The organism is Devosia enhydra, from assembly GCF_900119845.1.
GTDB lineage: Bacteria > Pseudomonadota > Alphaproteobacteria > Rhizobiales > Devosiaceae > FPKU01.
Genome location: NZ_FPKU01000002.1, coordinates 762,094 through 782,328, shown reverse-complemented (window position 1 = coordinate 782,328; position 20,235 = coordinate 762,094). Strand labels below are relative to the sequence as shown.

Below are 20,235 nucleotides of genomic sequence, written 5' to 3'. Positions count from 1 at the left end.
ATGGAGCGACGCGGCGGGGGAAGCCCTATGGCTTGGCGCCCCGACCGGAGGGATCGTTCACTTTCCTCAGGCGGGTGTGGAACAGGCGGGGCCAAGCGAGGTTGGCAAAGGGTGGCCGAACCGGCCGCAAGGTGAGGAGACCGATCATGAACAAGACGATTCTGGCCGCGGCAGCGGCGGCTTTGCTGTGCGCTTCTTCCGGCAGCGTGCTGGCACAGGACATGACCACCGCAGGCAGCGGCTCGGGCACGCTCTGCGCGGATTTGACGGCGATGACGCCGCCCGAGCAGCTGGCCTTTCTGAGAGGCTATGAGGCCGGCATGATGGAAGGCCACGGCGCCGGAACCGAAAGCAGCAGCAGCACGAGCAGCGGCAGCACGAGCAATAGCGGCGCGACGGGTTCGAGCGCAGGCGCCAGCGGCAGCGCCATTGGCGGCGGCATGGCCGCGGGCAGCCCGGCACCGAGCGCAGCACCAAGCAATGCAGCATCCGGCACTGCAGCACCTGGCAACGCGGCATCTGGCAACGCGGCACCGGCAAACAGTGGTATGGCGGGCTCGGCCGCCGGCTCGGGCTCGGGTTCGGCCACGACCTCGACCGGCAGCGGCGCCGGCGGCACATCGGGATCGGCCGGCATGCCGGGCGCAAGCGCGGGCACGTCGGGATCGGCCGGGTCGGCCGGGTCGGCGGATGCGACAGCCGCGGGCGACGAGGAAACCCGGCTCAACGGCATCATCAGCCAGTGCAGCACGGCGCCCGACAGCACCATTTCGAGCGTCGTCTCGGGCATGCCGCAGAGCTGAGGCCCGGCACACGGCGTGGCGGATGATCGTCCGCCCGCCGGCCGCAGCCGATGGGAAAAAGGGGGGCGCCACGCCCCCCTTTTTGACGATTGAGGGTTGAACGGCGCCGAGGGCTGGGCGAAGCTCTCCACTGGTCATGCGGCGCATGGGGAGACCGCTCCCCTCGCATCCGGCCCCCGGGATGGGGGCTTCGCGTGACCGGAACGACGCGGAACGCCCGGCCGGGCAATGCTGGCCGGTCAATCGTCAACAAGCACGGCGACGCCAATAAATCACAGCAGATCTCCGGGTGCCGGAGACCTCCAGACGGCCAGTCCTGCTCATACCCAACTGCCCCTTTGCGCGGCAGGCGCGTGTTTTTACACCTCGAATATACAGTATTATTCTTTGGTATTTTGCATACAATTGGTATTGGCGGGTCGTATAGTGTTGTGCAAAGCTGTTCTCACCAATATGTGTGGTGATGAAGGAGCGTGACATGAGAGCTGGATTGAGAGTATCCGTGGCCCTGCTGGCATCTGTATCGATGATCGGCCTGGGCGCAGCGCAGGAACGCGATGCCGCTGCGATCAAGCAGGAGCTCAAGACTGTTGTCGACGACAAGGCCAAGCTGACCCAGGAGATCGTCGATTCGATCTTCAGTTTCGCCGAAGTGGCGCATCACGAGAAGGAAAGTCTCGCCTATCTCACCGGCCTGCTCGAGGCCGAGGGCTTCACCATCGAGACCGGCATCAGGGGCATGCCGACGGCGTGGGTGGCCACCTGGTCGAACGGCACGGGCAAGCCGGCCATCTCGTTCAACTCCGACGTCGACGGACTGCCCGGCCTTTCCCAGAAGCCCGGCGTGCTCGATTTCGAGCCGCTGGTCGAAGGTGGCAACGGCCATGGCGAGGGCCACAATACCGGCATCGCCGTTTCCATCATCGGCGCGCTCGCGGTCAAGGACATGATGGAGCGCGAAAACATCGACGGCACGCTGCAGATCTGGCCGGGCATCGCCGAGGAGGCGCTGGCCGCCAAGATGTGGTTCGTGGAAGCCGGCGTGCTCGACGACATGGACGTGGTGCTCTCCAACCATGTGGGCAACGGGCTCAGCACCAGCTGGGGCCTGCAGAACTCCATGGCGATGGTGTCGGTGGAATACAGCTTCGAGGGCGTCACCGCCCATGGCGCCACCGGCCCGTGGCTCGGCCGTTCGGCGCTCGATGCGGTGGAACTGATGAATGCCGGCTGGAATTTCCGGCGCGAGCATCTTCATCCCAACCAGCGCTCGCATTATGTGATCAGCAATGGCGGGCTGCAGCCCAATATCGTGCCGGGCAATGCGGCGGTGTGGTATTATTTCCGCAATACCGACGCCAATCTCGTCAACGAGATGCTCGAGATCGCCGACGGCATCGCCGAGGGCGCCACGATGATGACCGGCACCACATTCAGCCGCCGCATCCTGGGCTCGGCCTGGCCCTCGCATGGCAACCAGATCCTCGCCGAAACCCAATATGCCAATATCGTCGATGTCGGCATGCCCAAATGGAGCGAAGACGACCAGGCCTATGCCAAAGCCGTGCAGGAAGCGGTGGGGGCAGCCGTGATCGGGCTGCGCACCGAGATCGGCCAGCTTTCGGGCCCGGTCGAGCAGGTGGGCGCCGGCGCCTCGGACGATATCGGGCAGGTGATGTGGTCCCTGCCCACGGTGCGGCTGAGCTATCCGGCCAATATCGCCGGTACGCGTACCCATAGCTGGGAAGCGGCGCTCGCGGTGGCGACCCCCATCGCCCACAAGGGCGCACTGGCGGGCGCCAAGGTGACCGCGCTCACCGCCATGGACCTGCTGCTCAACCCCGAGCTGATCGACCAGGCGAACGCCTACTTCACCGACGTGCAGACCAAGGACATCCAGTATTTCCCCTTCGAGGGCCCCGAGGATTCCCCCTCGATCCACCTCAACAAGGAGAACGATGCCCGCAATCGGCCGCAGCAGGAGGCGTTCTACTACGATCCGAGCCAGCACGAGACCTATCTCGAGCAGCTCGGCGTCACCTATCCGATGCTGGCCAAATAGGGCTGGTTCCGAGGCAAGGCGGGGGGCTGCATGGCCCCCCGCCCTTACCCCCGCCCGCAACCTCTCGTGAAGGGAGACCCCGGATGAAACCCATCCTGCCTCTGGCGCTTGCCGGTCCGGCGCTGCTTGCAGCGGCGCTCGCAGGCCCGGCATCGGCGCAGATGCGCAGCGCCGGCGCCCATGCCCATGGCGCGAGCAGCCTCACCATCGCGCACGAAGCGATCGCCGGCGGCAGCCGGATCGAGATGCGCCTCGTGGCTCCCGGCGCCGATATCGTCGGCTTTGAACGTGCGCCCTTAAGCGCGGAGGAGCGGCAGCGGCTCGATGCGGCGCTGGCGGTTCTCGAGGATCCTCTGGCTGTCTTGGGCTTCGTGCCGCAGGCCAGCTGCACGGTCGTTTCGGCCGAGGTGCGGTTCACGGAGGACGAGGAGCACGGGCATGAGCACGAGGAGGGCGACGATCACGACCGCGATGACGATCATGCCGACGACGATCATGGCCACGATCACGACGAGCATGGGCATGGCGGCGAAGGCCACGCCGAGATCGTCGCGGACTATCGGCTCGACTGCCCGGGCCTCGACGAGATCACCGGCATCCGCCTCGCGCTGTTCCAGCGGTTCGACGGGATGGACAGCGTCGATGTGCAGATGGTCTCGGCACGCAAGGCGGGGCGCCTCACGCTGACGCGCGCGCAGCCGGAGGGCCGGTTCTGACCGCCCGAACCTTCCAGGCGAAGGATGCCGCGTCCGCGCCGCTGGCGGTGGACCTCGAAGCTGTCGGCTTCTCGTGGCGCCGCTCCGGCGGGTTCTCGATCGCCATCGACCGGTTCGCGATCGAAAAGGGCGAGCGGGTGCTGCTTGCCGGCCCGTCAGGATCGGGCAAATCGACGCTTCTGAGCCTTCTGGCCGGCATCATCACGCCGCAGCAGGGGCGGATCGCCATCGCCGGCACCGATATCGCGCGCCTCCGACCCTCGCGCCGCGACCGCTTCAGGGCCGAAAATATCGGGCTCATCTTCCAGAGCTTCAATCTCATTCCCTATCTCTCCTGCCTCGACAACATCCTGCTGCCGCTGCATTTTGCCCCGGAGCGGCGAGCGCGGGCGGGCGGCACCGAGGCCGCCGCGCAGGCCCGGACCCTGCTGTCGCGCATCGGGCTCGACCCCGACCTTTATGCCGGGGAGGCGGCCGGCCGGCTGAGCGTGGGCCAGCAGCAGCGCGTGGCGGTGCTGCGCGCGCTGATCGGGGCACCGGGCCTCATCATCGCAGACGAACCGACCTCGGCGCTCGACCGGGCCCATCAGGATGCCTTTGTCGCGGTGCTCAGCGAGGAAATCGCGCGCATGGGCGGCACGCTGCTGATGGTGAGCCACGACATGAGCCTTGCCCCGTTGTTCGACCGCACCGTCGCGCTCGAGAGCGTGGCGCGCGTGACACGGGCGCGCGGGGACCGGGCGGCATGATCATCCCGCGGCTCGCGCTCAAAAGCCTTCTCAACCGCGGCGGCATGGTGGTCCTGACCATCTTCTGCATCGCCCTCAGCGTCATGCTGCTGATCGGGGTCGACAAGGTGCGCGAGGGCGTGCGCTCGAGCTTTGCCGGCACGGTCTCGGGCACCGATCTCATCGTGGGGGCGCGCTCGGGCAGCGTGCAGCTGATGCTCTATTCGGTATTCCGGATCGGGGATGCGCCCAACAACTTCACCTGGGCCACATATCAGGAGCTCGCCGCCCATCCCGATGTGGCCTGGATCGTGCCGATCTCGCTGGGCGATTCCCATCGCGGCTTTCGCGTCGTGGGCACCACGCCCGACTATTTCACCCAGCTGCGCTTTCGCGACGACAACGCCATGCGCTTTGCCGAGGGCGCGCCCTTTGCCGATCTCTTCGACATCGTGCTGGGCGCAAGCGTTGCCGAGACGCTGGGCTACCGGCTGGGCGACGAAATCGTGGTGGGCCATGGGCTGGGGAGCGTGTCGCTTGCCGAGCATGCCAACCGCCCCTTCCGGGTCAGCGGCATCCTTGCGCCCACCGGCACCCCCATCGACAAGTCGCTGCATGTGAGCCTCGCGGCGATCGAAGCCATCCATGTCGACTGGGAAAGCGGCGGCGTGCCGACCGGACCCGGAACGTCGGTGGAGGCGATCAGGGACATGGCGCTGGAGCCCAGGACGGTGACGGCGGCGTTTCTCGGGCTGCGCTCGCCCATTTCGACCTTCACCCTGCAACGCGTCATCAACCAGTATCCCGACGAGGCATTGTCAGCGGTGGTGCCGGGGCTGGCGCTGCTCGAACTCTGGTCGATCACCGAGATCATCGAGACGGGGTTGCAGATCGTCACGGTGTTCGTGGTGCTGACCGCGATCATCGGCATGGTCGCCACCATCCTCGCCATGCTCAACGATCGGCGGCGGGAAATGGCGATCCTGCGGGCGGTGGGCGCGAGCCCGCGTCACATTTTCGGCCTGCTGGTGGCCGAAGCGGTGTTCATGGGGGTGTGCGGCACGCTGCTGGGCGGCCTTGGCGCCTACGCCGCCATCGCGCTGCTTGGCCCCGCGATCGACCGCAGCTTCGGGATCGCGCTCGAAATCGCGGCGCCGGGGGCGCAGGAGGCGGCGATGATGGGGCTCGTGATCCTCGCGGCTGCCCTTGCCGGGCTGGTGCCCGCCTTCAAGGCCTATCGCAATTCGCTCGCCGACGGCGTGGCGGTGAGAAACTGACAGGGAGACCATCCAGATGCTGAAGCCCCTCGCCGCAACCGCCTTTCTCTCCGTCACGCTACTGGCCAGCCTTGCGATCCTGGCGAACCCCGCGCTGGCCGACCCGATGCAGCTGGGGTGGGAAGACCTTCTGCCCGATGGCGGCGATGTGGCCCGGCCCGTGGCGCTGACCGAGCATGACGAGACGGGGCTCGCCCTGCGGCTCAATGATGGCGACGTGCCGATCCGCGAGGATCTCGACGGGCTCGAGGTGCGCATCACCGGCTATGTGACGCCGGTGTCCTTCGTGCCGGGATCGCGGGCATCGCGGGTCGGCACCTTCCTTCTCGCGCCCTTCACCGGGGTCTGCGTGCATGTGCCCCCGCCCCCGGCCAATCAGCTGGTTCTGGCCGAATTCCCCGAGGGCATCCAGCTGGCGACGCGGCTGTCGGTCGATCCGGTGATCGTCATCGGCACGTTGAGGGCCGAAAAGGCGAGCGTCGACGTGACGACGGCGGGCTATACCATCGAGGCCACCAGCGTCGAATTCCTCAACGACACCAATTCGAGCCGCATGAACCGGTTCTTCTGGGGCACCAACTGAGGGGCGCTTGCGATGACCGGCGCCCTCAGGTGAGCGCGCTGCGCAGCGCGCCCTGCACCTTGTGGGTGGCGATGCGGCGATAAAAGGCCTGCACCAGGCTGTAGCCGCCATAGGCGAAAAGCCCCAGCGCGGTAACGCCATAAAGCAGGCTGCCAAAGGGCAGGCCGTGGATGTAGGTGAGCGCATCGGCCGTGCCGCCGGCCTGCTCGGGCGAGACCGTCATGGCGCCAAAGACGAGGAAGCCGCCGATGATCGCCAGCACCGCGCCGCGCGCCGCAAGGCCGAACCGGCAGAGCGGATCGAGCACCGGCTTGGCGGTTTCAGGCAGGTCTATCCTTTTGGCATAGCCGCGCGAGAGCCCGTACCAGATCTGCGCCAGCCCGGCCCCGATGACGATGAGACCGGCGGCCCCGAGGAGCCAGGGCCCGAAGGGCTGCTGGAGGAGCCAGCCCGAGGCCTTCTCCTCGCCACCGCCGCCACCACCACCGCCCCCCATGCCGATGGCGAGGCCGGCCGCCGACAGGGCGAGAAACAGATTGGCCCCGGCGCTCGCAAGGCTGCCGAGGCGCGTCACGAGGCCCTTGGCATCCTCATCCACATCGTCGGCATTGAGCAGCCCCTGCGCCAGCCGCCACAGGATATGGGCGAAGAGCCCGAGCGCCACCAGCCCGAGCAGGATGCGGCCAAAGGGCAGCGACAGCATCTGCGAGAGGGCCGAGGATGTATCCTGCTCCTGCGATCCGCCCCAGAAGGCCGACGCCGTCGCGAGCCCACCCAGAACCAGATAGACGAGCCCGCGCGCGCCATAGCCGACACGGGCCAGTGTTTCGAAATGTTGGCTCATCGCTGCTCTTTCCTCGGTGTGGCGGAAAAGCAATGATCGAGCCACTGAACCGTTCCCGAGCCCGGGGATTATCGGGGGGCGGTGGGGTCTCTCAAAACCATGACGAGAGCGATGCCACGAGCCGGGGCGGGCTCGGGCTGGCTTGGGGCGCTCGACAGACGCCGCAACGGGCGTTGTCATTCACGCGGTGTTAGCGCCTTTCGGGTGATGGTCGATGTGCCGGAGCGGGAGCATAGAGATGGGCCGCGGCCTTCGCACTGCAGATCTTGCCGTATCGGTCATCGACGCCCTGACCTCGCAGATCTGCGTGCTCGATGCAGGCGGCACCATCATTGCCGTCAACGCCGCCTGGCAGACCTTCGGGGTCGAGAACGGGCGCGACCTGCGCCGCTCCGATATCGGGGTCAACTATCTCGATATCTGCTGGTCGGCCAGCGTGGCCGGCGTCGAGGGCGCCGATGCGTTCCATGAGGGATTGCGTGCGGTTTTCGAGGGTCGCCTGCCGGTCTTCCGCCAGGAATATGCCTGCCAGACCGAGGGCGGCCAGCGCTGGTTCCTCGCCCGCATCAGCCCCATCCTGGGCAAGTCGGCGGCCGGGCGGGCCCCGCGGATCAAGGGCGCCGTGGTGTCGCATTCGGACATCACCGAGCGCGTGCTGCTCGAACGGGAACTCAAGCACCAGGCTTCGACCGATCAGTTGACCGGGCTCGCCAACCGCCGGGCCTTTTTCGAAGCCGTGGACAAGCTGGTTGCCGACGTGCAGGGGCTGCGCCGCACGGCCTCGGTGGTCATGCTCGATGCCGACACCTTCAAGCGCATCAACGACCGGCATGGCCATGTCGGGGGCGACAGGGCGCTGCAGGCCCTCGCGCGGACGCTGGCGCAGAGCCTGCCCGCTGGATGCCTCGCGGCGCGGCTGGGCGGGGAGGAATTTGCGCTGCTGCTGGGGGATATCGGCAGCTGGGAGGCGATGCTGCTGGCCGAGCGCATCCGCCGCCGCGTGGCCGCGACCATCGTCGAAGGACCGGCCGGCGCCTTTGCGATGACGGTCAGCATGGGGGTCTCGGAGGTATTGTGCGACGACCCCAGCGCCGACGCGGTGCTCCACCGGGCTGATCGCGCGCTCTATCGGGCGAAGGCGGACGGGCGCGATTGCGTGCGCGTCTATTCGCCCGCAGCACTGGTCGAAGGCCAGACGCTGCTGGCTTGATCGGGCTGTCGCGGAGCGGCGGTCAGGCGGCTGTCTCGGCCGTGCTGAGGGCATGCCGCGCCGAGATCGACAGCGGCAGCGTCGCATCGAACACCACCCCCCCCTCATTGCGGAAACTGTAGGTGCCCCCCATCTGGGCGACCGTGCCCTGGACGAGGCGCATGCCCATGCTGCGCGGATTGACGTGTTGGTCCATCCCCACCCCATTGTCGGCGATGACCAGCTGGGCCGTGCCGCCGCCCCTGTCGGCCAGCCTGATGGTCAATCGGCCATCGCGCCCATCGGGGAAGGCGTATTTGAAGGCGTTGGTGATGATCTCGCTCAGCAGCAGCGCCAGCGGGGTGGCATGGTCGCGATCGATGGCGACATGGTCGATCTCGTAGACCACCTCGGCACTGGCGCCATAGGCGGTGCGCACCTGTTCCACCACAGCCGGCACGAAATCATGGGCATCGATGTCGCCATAGCTGTCGTGCTGGTAGATATGCTCGTGCATGGCGCCCATCGCGGCAAGCCGGCTCTGCAAGTCGCGCTTCACCGTGTCGGGCATGTGCTGCATGCGCACCAGGGCCTGCATCGACTGAAGATTGTTCTTCACCCGGTGATGGATCTCGCGAAACAGCATGGTGTTGAGATCCACCGACGCCTGGAGTTCGGTGGAGCGCTTGCGGTCGCGCCGCAAGAGCCAGACGATCCAGCCGCAGCCCAGAACCAGCGCCAGAAGGATGGGTGAGGCGATCAGGATCACCGACGAAATCGCCGTGCGGAAATCGCTCCAGCGCTGGTCGGTGGCCACAGATGCCAGCGCAAGGATGGGCTTGCCCGGCACCTTGCGATAGCTCACCACCCGCGCAATACCGTCGACCGGCGATGTGGGGGACACATAGGTGCCGGTGTCGCTGGCCGGATAATATTGCGTGATGAGCGGGTGGCTGCCGAGATCGACCGGCGCGTCGGCAGGCGGATAGCGGCCCATCAGCTGCCCGTCCTCGCGGACGAGGCTGATGGTCGATCCCGAGGGTAGCCCGAGCGTCGAGAAGAGCTCGTCGAGCACCGCATCGGGGAAGGACATCATCACCGCCCCGGCAAACTGCCCGTCGCGCTCGAGGCGCTTGCTGAACACGAAGATGCGGTCGCCGGTGAGCCGGCTCATCAGCATCGGCGAGGTGTAAAACGGCATCCCGTCGCGCAGCGCGGTGAAATATTCCCGGTCGGCGACCGATACGGACGCGGCCCCCTCGATCGTTGCGTAGAGCGTGCGGGCATCGCGATCGATGACATAGATGTCGGCAAGGGTCGGGGTGCCCTGCAGCACCACCTGGATGGATTGGTCGGCGGCCACGAGATCGGCCCCGAGCGCCGCATCGACGCGCTCGAGCGTCTGGGTGGCGAGCTCGGCGATCCAGAAGGCATTGGTGGACACCACCTGGGCGGCCGAGGCCGACTGCTCCTCGAGCCGCTCCTGTGTCTGGCGGACGCCCTGCACGATGAAATAGCCCAGGATGCCGACGAACAGCGCGACAAACAGCGCCACGAGGCTGATGGCCAGCGGTATGGCGCTCGCATTCTTCCAGGATCGCATCGCGCCCATCCCCAAACGCCGTCATGATCCCTTGAGGAACCAGCGCCGCCCGGTTTCGACATGCAGCGGCTCTTCGAACTCTAGTCTGAACACCAGAGAGGGGCAAACCTGAACATGCCCTGGCCGGGCGTATCGCCGCCCCGCCGGGATGGCCGGAGCGATGGCGAGGAACGGATCGGGCCGAGCGAACTTGCTCAGCTGACCACATCAGCAAGGAGCCGACCATGGCGAGGACCCCCCGCAGCAAAGCACGTGCCGCCCAGCCTGCCCCGCAGGGAACGCATCGGGGCGAGGGTGGTGAAACCCATCAGGTGGCGCAGGAGGGGTACCTCACCCTCACCACCCAGCAGGGCACCCCGGTGGCCGACGACCAGAACACCCTCACGCAAGGGCGCCGCGGGCCCGCCCTGATGGAGGATTTCCACTTCCGCGAGAAGATGTTCCATTTCGACCACGAGCGCATTCCCGAGCGCGTGGTGCATGCGCGCGGCTATGGCGCGCATGGCTATTTCGAGACCCTGACGCCCATCCCCGAGCTCACCAAGGCCGACCTCTTCCAGCGCGCCGGCGAAAAGACGCCGGCCTTCGTGCGCTTTTCGACCGTGGCGGGCAACAAGGGCTCGTTCGACCTCGCGCGTGACGTGCGCGGCTTTGCCGTCAAGCTCTATACCCAGGAGGGCAACTGGGACCTCGTGGGCAACAACATCCCGGTGTTCTTCATCCAGGATGCCATCAAGTTTCCCGACATCATCCATTCGGTCAAGCAGGAGCCCGACAAGGCCTTTCCGCAGGCCCAGAGCGCCCATGACAATTTCTGGGACTTCATCTCGCTGACCCCGGAATCCATGCACATGATCATGTGGGTGATGTCGGACCGGGCGATCCCGCGCTCGTTCCGCTTCATGGAAGGGTTCGGGGTGCACACCTTCCGCCTCGTCAACGCAGAGGGCCGGTCGCGCTTCGTCAAGTTCCACTGGAAGCCCAAGCTGGGGCTGCAATCGGTGGTCTGGAACGAGGCCGTCAAGATCAACGGGGCCGATCCCGACTTCCATCGCCGCGACCTGTGGAATGCCATCAAGGCCGGCGACTTCCCCGAATGGGAGCTGTGCCTGCAGACCTTCGACGAGGACTTCGCCGAAAGCTTCGATTTCGACATCCTCGACCCCACCAAGCTCATTCCCGAGGAGCTCGTGCCGGCGGTGGCGGTGGGTCGGCTCGTGCTCGACCGGATGCCGGAGAACTTCTTCGCCGAGACCGAGCAGGTGGCGTTCATGACGCACAACATCGTGCCCGGCATCGAATTCTCGAACGACCCGCTGCTGCAGGGGCGCAACTTTTCCTATCTCGATACGCAGCTCAAGCGGCTGGGTGGACCCAATTTCACCCACCTGCCGATCAACGCCCCCAAATGCCCGGTCCACCACTTCCAGCAGGACGGCCACATGGCCTTCCACAACCCGCGAGGACGGGCCAATTACGAGCCCAATTCCTGGGGCCCGAAGATCGGTGGGCCGCGCGAGGACCCGCAAAGGGGCTTTTCCACCCTGCCCGAGCCGGCCGACGGCCCCAAGGTAAGGGCGCGGCCGGAGAGCTTTGCCGACCATTACAGCCAGGCCCGGCAGTTCTATGTGAGCCAAACCCCGGTCGAGCAGCGCCATATCGGGGATGCGCTGGTGTTCGAGCTCAGCAAATGCGAAGTGCCCGCCATCCGCCTGCGCATGCTGGCGCATCTGCAGAACATCGATGACGGGCTGGCGCGCACCGTGGCCGACGGGCTCGGGGAGGCCGACCTGCCCCCAGCCGCCGATGCCGCAGCCGAGCCCAGGACCGATCTTCCGCCCTCGGACGCGCTCAGCATCCTCAAGCGCCCCACGAGCTTTGCCGGGCGCAAGCTCGGCATCCTCGTCACCGACGGGGCGGATGCGGAGTTGGTCAAGGCCCTCGAGGCGGCGGCTCTTTCGATCCCCGCCGTCGTCGAGATCATCGCGCCCACCGTCGGCGGGGTGACGCTGAGCGATGGGTCCCGGCTTGTGGCCCAGCACAAGATCGATGGCGGGCCATCGGTTCTGTTCGACGCCGTGGCCCTGGTTCTGGGCGAAGAGGGGGCCGCAAAGCTCCTGCGTGTGCCGCCGGCCCGCGATTTCGCCGCCGATGCCTATGCCCATTACAAGTTCATCGGCTTTACTGAGGCCGCATTGCCGCTGATGCAGAAGGCCGGGCTGCCGCCCGAACCCGACGCGGCAATGGTGCCGCTCAAGCGCCCGGCGGATGCCGCACGCTTCCTCAAGGCCTGCGCCGCCCTGCGCTTCTGGGACCGGCCCGACGGCGCCTGATCCCCGGGCTGTCCGAGCCCGTAAAGGGGCCCAAGACCGCCGTGCCGGCCAGCGCCGGCACGGCATCTTTATGAAATCCTTATGGCCGACCTCGTCCTTCCGCATGGAAAGCTGACGGGCCGAGCGCGCATTGCAAGCCTCCAGACTGGAGGCACACGCTCATGCTCGACCTGATCTTCATCCTTGCCGGCGCCGGAACGCTCGCGGCGCTTGCCGCCTATGCGGCCGCGCTCGACCGGCTGTGAGGGCACCATGCTGCTCCTCGCCTTTCTCATCGCCGTCGGTATCGGCATCTATCTGCTCGTGACGCTGCTGCGTCCCGAAGCCTTCTGAGCGGAGGCGGTGATGACCCTTTCCGGCTGGCTGCAGATTTTCATCCTGCTCATCATCGTGCTTTTGCTCGCAAAGCCCCTGGGGCTTTACATGGCGCGCGTATTTTCGGGCGAACGCACCTGGCTCGACCCCGTGCTCGGGCCTCTCGAGCGCGGCCTGCTGGCGCTGGCCGGCCCCGGGGCCGGCCGAGAGCAGGGCTGGCTTGCTTATGCCTGGAGCGTGCTCTGGTTCGCAGTGTCGGGCTTTCTCGCCCTTTATGCGCTGCTGCGGCTTCAGGGGCTGCTGCCCCTCAATCCGCAGGGCTTTGCGGGGCTCGCGCCCGATCTCGCCTTCAACACCGCCGTGAGCTTTGTCACCAACACGAACTGGCAGAATTACGCGGGCGAGACCACGCTCAGCCATTTCAGCCAGATGGCCGGGCTCACGGTGCAGAATTTCCTCTCGGCCGCCACCGGCATGGCCGTCGCCATGGCGGTGACGCGGGCCTTTTCGGGCTCCTCGGGCGTGGTGGGCAATTTCTGGGTCGATATGACGAGGGCGACCCTCTACATCCTCATGCCGCTCGCCATCCTCGTGGCGCTCGCCTTCATCGCGATGGGCGTTCCGCAGACACTCGAGGCGAGCTTTGCCGCAACGACCCTCGAAGGGGTGCAGCAGACCATCGCCACCGGCCCGGTGGCGAGCCAGGAGGCGATCAAGCAGCTGGGCACCAATGGCGGGGGCTTCTTCAACGTCAACGCCGCCCATCCATTCGAGAACCCCACCGCCTTCTCGAATGCCCTCAACATTGTTGCCATGCTCTCGGTGTCGCTGGCCCTGATGTACAGCTTCGGCCAGATGGTGGGCAATCGCCGTCAGGGCTGGGCGCTGATCGCGGTGACCCTCGTGCTCCTTTGCGCCGGGATCGGGGCGATCTACTGGGCCGAAACCGCCGGCAATCCGCTGCTGCATGCAGTGGGCGTCGATGCCGCGCAGGGCAATATGGAGGGCAAGGAGGTCCGCTTCGGCCAGGCCATGAGCGCGCTTTATGCCGCCGTGACCACCGGGCTTTCCAATGGCGGGGTCAACGCCATGCATGCCGCGCTGACGCCCCTGGGCGGGCTCGTGCCGATGCTCCTGATCCAGTTGGGCGAGGTCTTGCCCGGCGGGGTGGGCTCGGGCCTTTACGGCATGATCGTCTTTGCCATCTTGGCGGTCTTTGTTGCCGGGCTGATGGTGGGGCGCACCCCCGAACTGCTGGGCAAGAAGATCGAGGCCCGCGAGATGAAGCTGGCGATGCTCGCCATCCTCATCCTGCCCCTCACCATCCTGGGGTTCACGGCAATTTCGGCGGTGATGCCGCTGGGCACGGGCTCGATCCTGAGCCCCGGGCCGCACGGTCTGAGTGAAATCCTCTATGCCTATTCCTCGGCGGCGGGCAATAACGGCTCGGCCTTTGCCGGGCTCTCGGGCAATACGCCCTGGTACAACACCACCCTGGGCATGGCGATGCTCATCGGGCGCTTCGCCTACCTCGTGCCGGTGCTCGCCATCGCCGGATCGCTGGCGTCAAAGCCGCGGATCCCGCCCTCATCGGGCACCTTCCCCACCGACAGGCCGCTCTTTGTGGGCCTTCTCATCGGCATCATCCTGATCATGGGCGGGCTGCAATTCTTCCCGGCCCTCGCCCTCGGCCCGCTGGCCGAACACTTCGCCATGATCTCGGGCCAGAGCTTTTAGGACGGACCGCAAATGTCCAGCACAGCAAAACCCATCTCCATCCTGAGCCCGGCGATCCTCGTGCCGGCATTGCGCGAGGCGATCCTCAAGCTCGACCCGCGCCAGCTCGTGCGCAACCCGGTGATCTTTGTCACCGAGATCCTCGCCCTGCTGGTCAGCGCCATCGTCGTCGGCGATCTCGCGACGGGCCAAGGGGACGTCGCCTTTTCCCTGCAGATCGCGCTCTGGCTCTGGTTCACGGTGCTCTTTGCCACCTTTGCCGAAGCCGTGGCCGAAGGACGCGGCAAGGCGCAGGCCGAAAGCCTGCGCCGCTCCAAGACCAACCTTTCGGCCAAAAAACTGCTCTTTCCCCAAAGCCCGGGCGATCGGTCGAGCGAAATCATCCCCGCCGCCAGCCTCAAGGTCGGTGACCTCGTGCTGGTGGAAGCCGGCGACATCGTGCCGGGGGATGGCGAGATCGTGGAGGGCGTGGCATCGGTCAATGAAAGCGCGATCACGGGGGAATCCGCCCCCGTCGTGCGCGCCGCGGGCGGCGACCGCTCAGCCGTGACCGGCGGCACGGAGGTGATCTCCGACTGGCTCCGGGTGCGCATCACGACGCGGCCGGGCGAAAGCTTCGTCGATCGCATGATCGGGCTCATCGAGGGGGCGCAGCGCCAGAAGACGCCCAACGAGATCGCCCTCTCGATCCTCCTTTCGGGCCTCACCCTCATCTTTCTCGTGGCTGTGGTCACGCTGTACGGGCTGGCGCTCTATTCGGGCACCGCCCTGACGGTGACGGTGCTGGCGGCGCTGCTGGTGACGCTCATTCCCACCACGATCGGCGGGCTGCTTTCGTCCATCGGCATTGCCGGCATGGACCGGCTGATCCGCTTCAACGTCATCGCTACGTCGGGCCGCGCGGTGGAAGCGGCGGGCGATGTCGACACGCTTTTGCTCGACAAGACCGGCACCATCACCTTCGGCAACCGCATGGCCGCCGAGTTCGTGCCCGTCAACGGCGTTGCGGAGCGGGCCCTGGCCGAGGCAGTGCTGCTCGCCAGCCTCGCCGATGAAACCGCGGAAGGCCGCTCCATCGTCGCGCTGGCAGAGGACGAGTATGAAGCACGCTTGCCCGACCCCGCACAGGCGGGCGCACGCTTCGTGCCATTTTCGGCCCAGACGCGGCTTTCGGGCGTCGATATCGGGGATCGGCGCATCCGCAAGGGCGCCGTCGACGCGGTGCTCGCCTTTGCCGGGCTCGACCGGGCCACGGCCGGCAGCGATTTTCTCGGCGCGGTCGAGGCCATTGCGCGCAGCGGCGGCACGCCGCTGGCGGTCGCCGAGACCGGCCGTCTGCTCGGGGTCGTGCATCTCAAGGATGTGGTCAAGCCCGGCATCAAGGAGCGCTTTGCGGCGCTCCGCGCCATGGGCATCCGCACGGTGATGATCACCGGCGACAATCCGGTGACCGCAGCCGCGATCGCCTCGGAAGCGGGGGTCGACGAATTTCTCGCCGAGGCCACGCCCGAGCAGAAGCTCGACTATATCCGCAAGGAGCAGGCCGGTGGCCGGCTCGTGGCGATGTGCGGGGACGGCACCAATGACGCCCCGGCCCTGGCGCAGGCCGATGTCGGGGTGGCGATGCAATCGGGGACACAGGCGGCGCGCGAGGCCGGCAACATGGTGGACCTCGATTCGAGCCCCACAAAGCTCATCGAGATCGTCGAGATCGGCAAGCAGATCCTGATGACGCGCGGGGCGCTCACCACCTTCTCGATCGCCAATGACGTGGCGAAATATTTCGCCATCATCCCTGCGCTGTTTGTGGCGACCTATCCGGGGCTGGGCGCGCTCAACCTCATGGGCCTCGGCTCCGCGCAATCGGCCATTCTCTCGGCGGTGATCTTCAATGCCCTCGTCATCGTGGCCCTGATCCCGCTCGCCCTGCGCGGGGTGGCCTACCGGCCGGTGGGCGCGGCGGCGCTGCTCTCACGCAACCTCCTCGTCTACGGGCTCGGCGGGCTCGTTGCGCCATTCCTCGGCATCAAGCTCATCGATCTCGCCATCACCGCGCTCGGCATCGCCTGAAGGACAAACCCATGCTCAGTCCCATCCGCCCCGCCATCCTCCTGACGCTGGCCTTCACCCTCATCTGCGGCATCGCCTACCCGCTCGCCATCACCGGCATCGGCCAGGCGGCATTGCCGGCAACGGCCAATGGCAGCCCGATCCTGCGCGACGGGAAAATCATCGGGTCGAGCCTTGTCGGGCAGGCCGTCACCCTGCCCGGCTATTTCTGGCCGCGCCCTTCGGCGACGGCGACCACGCCCTACAATGCCGCGGCATCGGGCGGCGCCAATTACGGGCCGACCGATGCGCGCCTCATCGCCCGCGTGCGGGAGGCCGTGACCAGCAACGGGGGCGCCGGCACGGTGCCGGCCGATGCCGTCACGACATCGGCGTCCGGGCTCGATCCCCATATCTCGCCCGAAACGGCTCAGCTTCAGGTGGCGCGCGTGGCAGAGGCGCGCGGCACTCCGCCGGCCGAGATCGCCCGCCTCGTGGCCGACATGACGGAGGGCCCCTGGCTTGGTATCTTCGGGGAACCCCGCGTCAACGTACTCGCGCTCAACCTGGCGCTCGACGCAAAGACGCCCCTGGCGAGGTAGTATGCAGCGCCCTCAAAATGCGCCCCGGCCCGATCCAGCGGCCCTGCTCGAGCTTGCCGCGCGCGAAAATCGCGGCAGGCTGACGATTTTCCTCGGCATGGCACCTGGGGTGGGCAAGACCTATGCCATGCTCGAGCGCGCCCAGGCGCTTCGCACAAAGGGCGTCGACGTGGTCTTAGGGCTCGTCGAGGCGCATGGCCGGGGCGAAACCGAGGCGCTTGCGCAAGGCCTCGAGACCCTGCCCCGGCTCGCCGGGCCCAGCCCCTATGGCGAACTCGATCTCGATGCGGCGCTGAAGCGGCGCCCGGCGCTGCTGATCGTCGACGAACTGGCCCATTCCAATCCCGCGGGCGCCCGCCACCCCAAGCGGCACTTGGACATCGCCGAGCTCATCGATGCCGGCATCGATGTGTGGACGGCGCTCAACATCCAGCATCTGGAAAGCCTGTCGGACCTCGTGTCGCGGATTGCCGGCGTACCGGTGCGCGAGACGGTGCCCGACACGGTGCTCAAGGGCGCAAACGAGATCGTGCTGGTCGACCTGCCCCCCGGTGAACTCATCGAGCGGCTGCGGTCCGGCAAGATCTATCTCGAGGGCACGGCGGAGCGCGCGCTCGAAGGGTTCTTTCGCCCCGCCACGCTTACCGCCCTGCGCGAACTGAGCCTGCGGCGCGCCGCCGACCGGGTCGATGACCAGATGGTCGAGCTGCTGCGCCAGAGCGCCATCGACGGGCCCTGGGCCACGGGCGAGCGGCTTCTGGTCTGCGTCGGCTCGGACGGAATGTCCGAAGCCGTGGTGCGCGAGGCCGCGCGGCTCGCCTCGGGGCTCAATGCGCGCTGGATCGTGCTGTCGCTGACCCGGCCGCACGCCCTGCCCCCGAGCGCAGCGGAAACCGACCGGCTTGAGGAGACGCTGCGGCAGGCGGAACGCTTCGGCGCCGAGATCCGGCGGGAAAGCACGTCCGATTTCGTGTCGGCCATCCTGCGGCTGGCGCGGCGCGAGAACATCACGCAGATCGTCATCGGGCGGAAAGCCGGACGGATGCTGCCCCTGAGGCGCTCGCTGCCCGATGCCCTGGTGCAAAAGGCCGGGGGCATCAGCGTGCATGTCGTTTCGGGCCCGCAAGCACGCACGCCATGGACACGGCCGCGCCGCCTCTCGCGGTCGGAGACGCTTCGCAGCCTCGTTGTTCCCGCGATCACCGTGGGGGCGACAACGCTGCTGGGGCTAGGGCTATCGAGCCTCGTGGCGTTGCAGAACCTCTCGATGCTCTACCTTGCGGCGGTGCTGCTTTCGGCAGTGATGGCGGGGCGGTTCGCGGCGCTCCTCGCCGCGGTACTCTCGTTTCTCGCCTATAATCTGGTCTTCATCGAACCCACCGGGCGCCTCACCATCGCACGGCCCGAAGAGGTGCTTGCGCTGGGCATCTTCATCGCGGTGGCGCTGGCCGCCGGCCAGCTTGCCGCGAGGCTGCGCATCAGCCTCGACCGATCGGCCGACCAGGCGCGGCAGGCGCGGGCCCTGCTCGATTTTGCCCGCAAGCTCTCGGGCGCCTTCGGGCAGGAGCAGGTGATCGAAACCATCGCCAGCCACCTTCATGGCGCCTTCGGGCAAGCCACGGTGGTGCTGGTGCGGAACGAGGAAGGCGAGCTTGCCCTTGCTGCCGCCTGGCCTCCGGACCAGGACCTCGATGCCACCGCGATGACGGCCGCGCGCTGGGCCGCCGACAAGCGTGAAGCGGCAGGGTTCTTGACCGGCACGCTGCCGCAGGTGCCCTATCTCTTTCGCCCCGTGCTGTCGGGCCAGCGTGTGCTGGGCGTCGTCGGCCTGAGCATGCGCCACGAAGATGGCCCCGCCCCCGAGGAGCACAAGCGCACCCTCGATGCCCTGCTCGAACAGTCGGCCATCGCGCTCGACCGGGCCCGGCTGACGCGCGAGGCGACGCAGGCCTCGGTGGCGCGCGAGGGCGAAAAGCTTCAAGCCGCGCTGCTCTCCTCGCTCTCCCACGACCTGCGCACCCCCTTGGCCAGCATCACCGGCGCGGTGACCAGCCTGCGCGAACTGGGCGATCGCATGCCGGCCGAAACGCGCGCCGACCTTCTCGCGGCCATCGAAGAGGAGGCGGGTCGGCTCAGCCGGTTCGTTGGCAATCTCTTCGACATGACGCGCATCGATGCCGGCCTCGTGCGGGCCCGGCGCGAGCCGGTGGATGTGCGCGCGGTCATCGCCGCCGCCGCTGAGCGGGCGCGCCGCGTCCATCCCGGGCTCGAGATCGAGACCAGCATCGCCGATCCGATGCCGCAGGCCGAGGCCGACCCGGCGCTGCTCGAGCAGGTGGTGTTCAACATTCTCGACAACGCCCGCAAATATGGCGGAGATGCCCCGGTCAGCATCTATGCGCGCGGGCAGGAGGATGGCGTGACGATTGCCGTGACCGACCAGGGCCGGGGCATTCCGCCCCAAGATCTCGAGCGCATCTTCGAGCGCTTCTACCGCCGCGCCAAGGGCGATGGCCGCCAGGCCGGCACGGGGCTTGGCCTTGCCATCGCCCGTGGACTGGTCGTCGCCATGGGTGGGACCCTGCGGGCCGAAAGCCCCGCCTTCAAGCGGCGCGGCACGCGCTTCGTCATCAAGCTCGCCGCCGTCCGGGAGACGGGGTCATGAAGCCGCGCATCCTCGTGGTCGATGACGAGCCGCAGATCCAGCGCTTCCTCAAGCCGGCGCTGCAGGCCTCCGATTTCGAGGTCGAGACCGCCGATACCGCCGCCATGGCGATGCGCCTCGCGGCCACGCGTGCACCGGCCCTGATCGTGCTCGATCTCGGCCTGCCCGATGGGGACGGCAAGGCCGTGATCGCGCGCTTACGCAGCTTTTCGCAGGTGCCCATCATCGTGCTCTCGGCCCGCGACCAGGAGACCGAAAAGATCGCCGCCCTCGATGCGGGGGCCGACGACTACATCGAAAAGCCCTTCGGCATCGGAGAACTGCTCGCCCGCATCCGCGTGGCGCTGCGCCGCGCCGAGATCGCGCCTTCCCCGCCCGTCGGGCCGCAGGCCCTGGGCCCGGTGGTGCTCGACCGGGCCATGCGGCGCGTGACGCAGCAGGGCGCGCCGGTTCACCTCACCCCCAAGGAATATGATCTGCTCGTGCTGCTCGCCGACAATGCCGGAAAGGTGGTGACCCATGCCATGGCGCTCGAGCGGCTCTGGGGCCCGGCGCACCGGGATGACGTGCACTATCTGCGCGTGCTGGTCGGCCAGCTGCGCGCCAAGATCGACGGGGCGGGCACAAGCCTCATCACCAATGAAGCCGGGGTCGGCTACAGGCTCGAGGTGGGCTGAGCGCTCTCGTGTCCAGCCGCAGCAGCGGCGCTCAAGCGGACTTCAAGAGCGA

General features: G+C 67.3%; 16 protein-coding genes. 14 read left to right on the top strand and 2 right to left on the bottom strand.

Annotation, left to right across the window (positions count from 1 at the left end; genetic code table 11):
* Positions 1-146 precede the first annotated feature (146 nt).
* From BT183_RS20530 to BT183_RS12865, 6 genes are all read left to right on the top strand, one after another.
* A complete protein-coding gene (locus BT183_RS20530; RefSeq protein WP_143145792.1) occupies positions 147-803 on the top strand; it encodes a hypothetical protein in 657 nt (218 codons plus the stop codon).
* Positions 804-1,281: 478 nt separating this feature from the next.
* Entirely contained in the window at positions 1,282-2,865 is a 1,584-nt protein-coding gene (locus BT183_RS12885) for a zinc-binding metallopeptidase family protein (RefSeq protein ID WP_072344734.1), read from the top strand.
* 83 nt (positions 2,866-2,948) lie between these two features.
* Positions 2,949-3,581 carry a ZrgA family zinc uptake protein gene (locus BT183_RS12880; RefSeq protein WP_072343698.1) on the top strand — a complete coding sequence of 211 codons (633 nt, stop codon included), beginning with the start codon at positions 2,949-2,951 and terminating at the stop codon, positions 3,579-3,581.
* A gap of 47 nt (positions 3,582-3,628) precedes the next feature.
* A complete protein-coding gene (locus BT183_RS12875; RefSeq protein WP_244545328.1) occupies positions 3,629-4,330 on the top strand; it encodes an ABC transporter ATP-binding protein in 702 nt (233 codons plus the stop codon).
* A complete protein-coding gene (locus BT183_RS12870) occupies positions 4,327-5,586 on the top strand; it encodes an ABC transporter permease (protein WP_072343694.1) in 1,260 nt (419 codons plus the stop codon). Before BT183_RS12875 ends, BT183_RS12870 begins: the two co-directional genes overlap by 4 nt.
* A 16-nt stretch (positions 5,587-5,602) precedes the next feature.
* Positions 5,603-6,169 (top strand): DUF3299 domain-containing protein, encoded by a 567-nt coding sequence (locus BT183_RS12865; protein WP_072343690.1) that lies wholly within the window; start codon positions 5,603-5,605, stop codon positions 6,167-6,169.
* 25 nt (positions 6,170-6,194) lie between these two features.
* On the opposite strand, the gene BT183_RS12860 is transcribed toward BT183_RS12865, so the two are convergent.
* Positions 6,195-7,013, bottom strand: a complete 819-nt coding sequence (locus BT183_RS12860) for a DUF1206 domain-containing protein (RefSeq protein WP_072343688.1) — start codon at positions 7,011-7,013, stop codon at positions 6,195-6,197.
* Between the two features lie 238 nt (positions 7,014-7,251).
* Here BT183_RS12860 and BT183_RS12855 point away from each other — a divergent pair, with 238 nt between their 5' ends.
* Complete coding sequence (locus BT183_RS12855) at positions 7,252-8,223, top strand: sensor domain-containing diguanylate cyclase (protein ID WP_072343686.1); 972 nt, start codon at positions 7,252-7,254, stop codon at positions 8,221-8,223.
* 22 nt (positions 8,224-8,245) lie between these two features.
* Here the strand turns inward: BT183_RS12855 and BT183_RS12850 are convergent, their stop codons facing one another.
* Positions 8,246-9,805, bottom strand: a complete 1,560-nt coding sequence (locus BT183_RS12850; protein WP_177282517.1) for a sensor histidine kinase — start codon at positions 9,803-9,805, stop codon at positions 8,246-8,248.
* A gap of 224 nt (positions 9,806-10,029) precedes the next feature.
* Between BT183_RS12850 and katE the strand changes: the two genes are divergently transcribed.
* The 7 genes from katE to BT183_RS12815 all read left to right on the top strand — a co-directional run bounded on the left by katE (position 10,030) and on the right by BT183_RS12815 (position 20,183).
* Complete coding sequence (katE, locus tag BT183_RS12845; RefSeq protein ID WP_072343681.1) at positions 10,030-12,138, top strand: catalase; 2,109 nt, start codon at positions 10,030-10,032, stop codon at positions 12,136-12,138.
* Positions 12,139-12,357: 219 nt separating this feature from the next.
* Entirely contained in the window at positions 12,358-12,471 is a 114-nt protein-coding gene (locus tag BT183_RS12840) for a potassium-transporting ATPase subunit F (protein WP_084603507.1), read from the top strand.
* A 12-nt stretch (positions 12,472-12,483) separates the two neighbouring features.
* On the top strand, positions 12,484-14,190 hold the full coding sequence (gene kdpA / locus BT183_RS12835; protein WP_072343676.1) for a potassium-transporting ATPase subunit KdpA: 1,707 nt from the start codon (positions 12,484-12,486) through the stop codon (positions 14,188-14,190).
* A 12-nt stretch (positions 14,191-14,202) separates the two neighbouring features.
* On the top strand, positions 14,203-16,260 hold the full coding sequence (kdpB, locus tag BT183_RS12830) for a potassium-transporting ATPase subunit KdpB (RefSeq protein ID WP_072343673.1): 2,058 nt from the start codon (positions 14,203-14,205) through the stop codon (positions 16,258-16,260).
* Between the two features lie 11 nt (positions 16,261-16,271).
* Positions 16,272-16,841: a potassium-transporting ATPase subunit KdpC gene (kdpC, locus tag BT183_RS12825; protein ID WP_072343670.1), complete on the top strand. Its 570-nt coding sequence runs from the start codon at positions 16,272-16,274 to the stop codon at positions 16,839-16,841.
* Position 16,842: 1 nt separating this feature from the next.
* Positions 16,843-19,506, top strand: a complete 2,664-nt coding sequence (locus BT183_RS12820) for a sensor histidine kinase (RefSeq protein WP_072343667.1) — start codon at positions 16,843-16,845, stop codon at positions 19,504-19,506.
* Positions 19,503-20,183, top strand: coding sequence for a response regulator (locus BT183_RS12815; protein ID WP_072343663.1), 681 nt, complete (start codon positions 19,503-19,505; stop codon positions 20,181-20,183). Before BT183_RS12820 ends, BT183_RS12815 begins: the two co-directional genes overlap by 4 nt.
* Positions 20,184-20,235 lie beyond the last annotated feature (52 nt).

Excerpts from the sequence above, each read along its gene's own strand:
- BT183_RS20530 (WP_143145792.1), top strand. The coding sequence starts at position 147 with ATGAACAAGACGATTCTGGCCGCGGCAGCGGCGGCTTTGCTGTGCGCT.
- BT183_RS12885 (WP_072344734.1), top strand. The coding sequence starts at position 1,282 with ATGAGAGCTGGATTGAGAGTATCCGTGGCCCTGCTGGCATCTGTATCG.
- BT183_RS12880 (WP_072343698.1), top strand. The coding sequence starts at position 2,949 with ATGAAACCCATCCTGCCTCTGGCGCTTGCCGGTCCGGCGCTGCTTGCA.
- BT183_RS12870 (WP_072343694.1), top strand. The coding sequence starts at position 4,327 with ATGATCATCCCGCGGCTCGCGCTCAAAAGCCTTCTCAACCGCGGCGGC.
- BT183_RS12865 (WP_072343690.1), top strand. The coding sequence starts at position 5,603 with ATGCTGAAGCCCCTCGCCGCAACCGCCTTTCTCTCCGTCACGCTACTG.
- BT183_RS12860 (WP_072343688.1), bottom strand. The coding sequence starts at position 7,013 with ATGAGCCAACATTTCGAAACACTGGCCCGTGTCGGCTATGGCGCGCGC.
- BT183_RS12855 (WP_072343686.1), top strand. The coding sequence starts at position 7,252 with ATGGGCCGCGGCCTTCGCACTGCAGATCTTGCCGTATCGGTCATCGAC.
- BT183_RS12850 (WP_177282517.1), bottom strand. The coding sequence starts at position 9,805 with ATGCGATCCTGGAAGAATGCGAGCGCCATACCGCTGGCCATCAGCCTC.
- katE (WP_072343681.1), top strand. The coding sequence starts at position 10,030 with ATGGCGAGGACCCCCCGCAGCAAAGCACGTGCCGCCCAGCCTGCCCCG.
- BT183_RS12840 (WP_084603507.1), top strand. The coding sequence starts at position 12,358 with ATGCGGCCGCGCTCGACCGGCTGTGAGGGCACCATGCTGCTCCTCGCC.
- kdpA (WP_072343676.1), top strand. The coding sequence starts at position 12,484 with ATGACCCTTTCCGGCTGGCTGCAGATTTTCATCCTGCTCATCATCGTG.
- kdpB (WP_072343673.1), top strand. The coding sequence starts at position 14,203 with ATGTCCAGCACAGCAAAACCCATCTCCATCCTGAGCCCGGCGATCCTC.
- kdpC (WP_072343670.1), top strand. The coding sequence starts at position 16,272 with ATGCTCAGTCCCATCCGCCCCGCCATCCTCCTGACGCTGGCCTTCACC.
- BT183_RS12820 (WP_072343667.1), top strand. The coding sequence starts at position 16,843 with ATGCAGCGCCCTCAAAATGCGCCCCGGCCCGATCCAGCGGCCCTGCTC.
- BT183_RS12815 (WP_072343663.1), top strand. The coding sequence starts at position 19,503 with ATGAAGCCGCGCATCCTCGTGGTCGATGACGAGCCGCAGATCCAGCGC.